General features: G+C 64.7%; 5 protein-coding genes. All 5 read right to left on the bottom strand.

Going from position 1 to position 4899, the window contains the following annotated elements; translation table 11 throughout:
- Positions 1-1404 (bottom strand): Hpt domain-containing protein (locus tag APH42_RS28445; RefSeq protein ID WP_177336886.1); only part of this gene is annotated, 1404 nt, incomplete at its 3' end.
- 22 nt (positions 1405-1426) lie between these two features.
- Positions 1427-3451, bottom strand: a complete 2025-nt coding sequence (locus tag APH42_RS28440) for a methyl-accepting chemotaxis protein (protein WP_223296421.1) — start codon at positions 3449-3451, stop codon at positions 1427-1429.
- Between the two features lie 47 nt (positions 3452-3498).
- Entirely contained in the window at positions 3499-4053 is a 555-nt protein-coding gene (locus tag APH42_RS28435) for a chemotaxis protein CheW (RefSeq protein WP_012274550.1), read from the bottom strand.
- Positions 4050-4415 (bottom strand): twitching motility response regulator PilH, encoded by a 366-nt coding sequence (gene pilH, locus APH42_RS28430; protein ID WP_012274551.1) that lies wholly within the window; start codon positions 4413-4415, stop codon positions 4050-4052. Before pilH ends, APH42_RS28435 begins: the two co-directional genes overlap by 4 nt.
- A gap of 47 nt (positions 4416-4462) precedes the next feature.
- Positions 4463-4864, bottom strand: coding sequence for a PleD family two-component system response regulator (locus APH42_RS28425; protein WP_012274552.1), 402 nt, complete (start codon positions 4862-4864; stop codon positions 4463-4465).
- Positions 4865-4899 lie beyond the last annotated feature (35 nt).

Here is a 4899-nt window from a genome sequence, read left to right as displayed (position 1 = left end):
GTTGTCCGCACGCCAGCGCAGCCAGTGACGCTCGATTTCCGGAAGCAACTCGCCAGCTTCCTCGAGAAACACTTCGCGCAGCTCGTCGTCGATGCCATCGCCATCGGCTCCCAGGCCCGCTCGGGCGTCAGCCTGCGCACAGTGCACGCCCAGCGCCGCCAGGCTGGCACGCGCCCTGTCGATGAAGGGCTGGCCATCCGCCAACGGGTCGGCCACCCGCCATTGCAGGTAACACTCGGCAGCACTCAGCGCCTCGGCCAGGTGCGTCAGCTCATCGGCGGGCGGCTCTTCGTCCAGGTGCTGCAACCAACGCTGCACATAACTTGCGCAGCCGGCAAACAGCTCGGCCACGGCGGGCAGCATCAACATGGCCAAAGCCCCGCGAACCTGCTGCAATAGCCCTGGCAAAGGTTGCAGGCGCTGCCGAGGCCAGTCGGACTCCAGGTAGTCGCCGATCAGGTCCTTGGCCTGCTGCAATACATTCAGCGACTCGCTCAACACCAGCTGGCGTATCTCGGCCAGGTCCGAGCCCGGCAGGCTACCCTGGCCGTTTTCCTCCAGTGGGCCGACCATGCCGTTCAGCGAAGCCTCCACGTACAGCAAGGCCCCCGCCACATCCATAAGCACCGCATCGTCCACCGACCGCTCGCCCTGGGCCAAGGCCTGCAGCGCCAGCACCTGGTCGATGATCACCCGCCGTGGTTGTTGGAAGCCCAGTACAGCCAGGGTATCGGCCACGTGGCGCAGCGGCGCCAGCAGGGCATCGAGCTGCTCGCTGTGCTGACGATCGCTGCGCACGAACTGGTCCAGGCGCTCCTTGATGCGCATGAGGTCGTCGCAGAGCGCGGTCACCACCGAGCGCAGGGCATCGCGGCCCGGCCCGGCCTGCAATTGATCGCGCCAGTTGCCCAACGACAGGTCGAGGTTGGCCAGGTCGTCGGACCCGGCAAAGCGTTGCGCAGCACCACTTATCAGGCTTGCCTGGGCTAGCGGCTCGATGCCACGGCAGGCGCGCAGCTGGTTGAGCAGTGGCAGCATCACCAACGGCAGATCGTGGCGGGCGCCGCGCAAGCGTTCAAGGTACGACGGCAACTGCTCCAGACCACGGAACAGCGCACCCAGGCAATCGCCCCGTGGGCTGACCTGGCCATCGGCCAACGCCTTGGCGAACAGCTCCAGTTCCTCTGCCAGGCGCGTGGCGCCACGCAGCTCGAGCATGCGCAGGCAGCCATGCACCTGGTGCAAGTTGTCGACCACGAAGGCCAGCATCGACAAGTCGCCCGGTTCGCCGGCGAAGCGCTCCAGCGCCTGCCGTGCCTGGCCCAGGCAATCGAGAATGGCGGCCTTGGTCCAGGCCAGCGCCACCGTTTCGTGGCGCTCGGGGCTTACAGCAGCGACAGCCATGGGCACTCCTCTGCGCGGCGCTTCACTTGGGTTCTGCCGGTGGCGGCAGGGTGAAACCGGACACCGAACGGCGCATCTCGCTGGCCATGCGGGCCAGGTGGCGAATACTGTCGGCGGTGGCACCCGAGCCTGCGGAGGTTTGCGCGGTAATCTGCTGGATCACCGCCATGGTATGGGAGATCTGCCCTGCCGAAGAAGTCTGCAACTGGGCAGCGTCGGAAATGCTGTGGATGAGGTCGGCAAGGTTCTGCGATACCCCTTCGATCTCGGCCAGCGCCACCCCGGCATCCTGGGCCAGGCGGGCGCCGCGCACCACTTCGGCGGTGGTCTGCTCCATGGAGATCACCGCTTCGTTGGTGTCGGCCTGAATGGTGCGCACCAGTGCCTCGATCTGGCGGGTGGCCGACGACGAGCGTTCGGCCAGGCGCTGTACCTCGTCGGCGACCACGGCAAACCCGCGGCCGGCCTCACCGGCCAGCGAGGCCTGGATCGCAGCGTTGAGTGCGAGAATGTTGGTTTGGTCGGCAATGTCGTCGATCAGGCTGACGATGTCGCCAATTTCCTGGGAAGACTCGCCCAGGCGCTTGATCCGCTTGGCGGTGTCCTGGATCTGCTCGCGAATGTTGTCCATGCCGTTGATGGTGTTATGCACCACCTCGTTGCCCTTGTTGGCAATAGCCACCGAGCGCTCGGCCACCTTGGCCGATTCATAGGCATGCGCCGACACCCGATCGATCGACTCGACCATGTCGCCAACCGCCTCGGACGCTTCGCTGATTTGTGCGGCCTGGTGCTCGGAGGCCTTGGCCAGTTGGCGAGCGGTGTTCTGCGTGTCCTGCACAGCGGCGGCAACCTGCATGGCGCTGTGGTTGATGGTGGCGACCAGGTCGCGCAGCTGGTCCACGGAATAGTTGATCGAGTCGGCAATGGCGCCGGTGAAGTCTTCGGTCACCGACACGGTCACGGTCAGGTCGCCGTCGGCCAGCTCTTCGATTTCGTCGAGCAGGCGCATGATCGCCTGCTGGTTGCGTTCGTTCTTTTCTGCGGTCTCGCGCAACTGGCGGTTGGTGGTACGCACCATGACCAGGCCGATGAGGATGATCGAGGCCAGCGCCAGCAGGCCCAGGGCGTAACCGCCAACGGTGTCGAGGGTGCGCCCACCGGCCAGGTTCTCGAAACCGTTGGCCAAGTGCGAGGCTTCGTCGAGCAAGGTTTGCGAAAGGCTGAAAATGTTGCCTGCGGCTTCACGCACACGGAACAGTTCGGGCGAAGTTTCGAGAATTTCATCGACCGAACCTGCAACGAACTGGAACAGTTCGGCAATTTCGGCCAGCCGTGCGCGAGCGTCGGCGTCCTCGACGCGGGTTACCTGGATGGTCGCATTGCCATTGAGCATGCCCTCCAGCACCTGGCCAAAGCGCCCGGCGTCGCGGCCAAAGGCATCGGCCGCCTGGGCTGCGCTGTCGTCACCGGCCAACACCGTGTTGACCGAGCCGAGAATACGCTCGGCCAGCAACAGCTGGCGCTGGGCCACCGCCACCTGATTGGCCGGGGCACCGCTCTGCAGCAGGATCTCGACCACTTTTTCGTATTCCACCTGCAACTGCGGCACGGTCTCGGCCAGGGTCGCCGCCACCTGGTGCAACGACAGCACGGTCTGCTCGCTGGCCAGGATGATGTCGGTGTTCTTACGCAGGTTTTCCCAGTCACGGCGTACCGACTCCATCTCGTCACGCACCGAGGGTGGCGCAGGCGGCAGGCCGGTGGACTTGTCACCCTGACGCAGGTAGCCCCAGCGACGCTCGAAATCGTTGCGCGCATCCGACAGCAGCTTGAACGCCAACGCCTTGCCGGTGGCCGCTTCGGTGGCGTTCTTGGCAATGCGTTGCGACAGCACACGCAGCTCGCCGGCATGGCCGATGTACTGCTTGTCGTAGTTGGACTGGGTATTGAGGTAGGCGAAGTTGGCGAACAGCAGGATGATCGACAGGATCAGGATCAGGAACAGCACGGTGATCTGCGCGATGCTGCGGGTACGTGGGGTCACGGTGGTGGCAGTGACGGGGGTGGCAGGCTTGTTCACGTTCGCAGGTCCTATAACGCCACATCGAGAAAGCCCGGCGCCTGGGCCAGGGCGAAGGGGCTGAAGATCGCCCAGTTGCGTTCACGCGGGAAGTGCCCCTGCACAAAGCGTGCAGCGGCCCGGATCAGTGGTTGCGGCGGCGACAACTGCAAGCTGTCGAGGGCAAAGTGCTGCAGGCCCAGTACCTCGTCCACCAGCAGGCCGACGAACAGGTCATCGTGGTCCAGCACCAGCACCCGCCGCTGCTTGCCTGGGGCGGCGTGGCCCAGGCCGAAGAAGCTGCTCAGGTCCATCACCGGCAACAGCCGGCCACGCAGGTTGGCCACCCCGCACACCCACGGCTGCACGCCGGGAACACGGCTACTGCGCGGTTCGCGCAACACTTCGGCCACTTCGCCCATGGGCGCGACGAACCACTGCCCGGCAATGCGAAAACCGATGCCGCTCCACTGCTGCAGTCGGTTGTCCTGCGGTGGCTGGTCGGCCACCAGCAGGCGGCAGCGCCGGTCGATGTCCAGCAACAACTCGAAGGCGGTCAGCGACGCGCCCTGCGGGCGGGTGGTCAAGCCCCCAGCACTTCTTTGAGCTTGGCGATCAGCGCGTCCTCTTCCACCGGCTTGGTCAGGAAGTCACGTGCACCCTGGCGCGTGGCCCAGATGCGGTCGGTTTCCTGGTCCTTGGTGGTCACCACGATTACCGGGATGGCGCTGGTCTCTGGGTCCTTGCTGAGCTGGCGAGTGGCCTGGAAACCGTTCATGCCAGGCATGACGATGTCCATCAGCACAGCGTCGGGCTTGTCTTGCCGGGCCAGGGCCACGCCATCGGCACCGTTGCTGGCCTTGAGCACCTGGTAGCCGTGCTTCTCCAGCCATTCGGTCAATCTGTACATCTCTGTCGGCGAGTCGTCGACAATCAGAACTCGGGCCATGCTGTTTCCCCATCAGGAAAGTAGGACCGTGCCATGGCGGGGCGCGGTCAGGGTGCGTGTTGTTGAGGTACGGCAAACCCGGGCACGTGGGCGCGGATCGCGTCGAGCAATTCTTCCTTGCTGAACGGCTTGGTCAGGAACTGATCGGAACCGACCACCCGGCCACGAGCCTTGTCGAACAGGCCGTCGCGCGACGACAGCAGGATCACCGGGGTGTCCTTGAAGACACTGTTGTGCTTGATGACCGCGCAGGTCTGGTAACCGTCCAGGCGCGGCATCAGCACATCGACGAAAATGATGCTGGGCTGGTGGTCGACGATCTTGGCCAGGGCATCGAAGCCATCGCTGGCGGTGATCACCTCGCAGCCCGCTTCACCGAGCAACATCTGTGCGGTGCGGCGGATCGTGCGGGAATCGTCGATCACCATCACCTTCAGGGGTTGTTCCATAGACGCCTACCAATGGAAATTAGCTGCACTTTTAG

Source organism: Pseudomonas sp. NBRC 111140 (assembly GCF_001320885.1).
In the GTDB taxonomy this organism is placed as follows: Bacteria; Pseudomonadota; Gammaproteobacteria; order Pseudomonadales; family Pseudomonadaceae; genus Aquipseudomonas; species Aquipseudomonas putida_P.
Note: the sequence above shows the minus strand (reverse complement) of the source record. Positions and strands in the feature narration are given on the sequence as shown.

Excerpts from the sequence above, each read along its gene's own strand:
- pilH (WP_012274551.1), bottom strand. The coding sequence starts at position 4,415 with ATGGCCCGAGTTCTGATTGTCGACGACTCGCCGACAGAGATGTACAGA.
- APH42_RS28425 (WP_012274552.1), bottom strand. The coding sequence starts at position 4,864 with ATGGAACAACCCCTGAAGGTGATGGTGATCGACGATTCCCGCACGATC.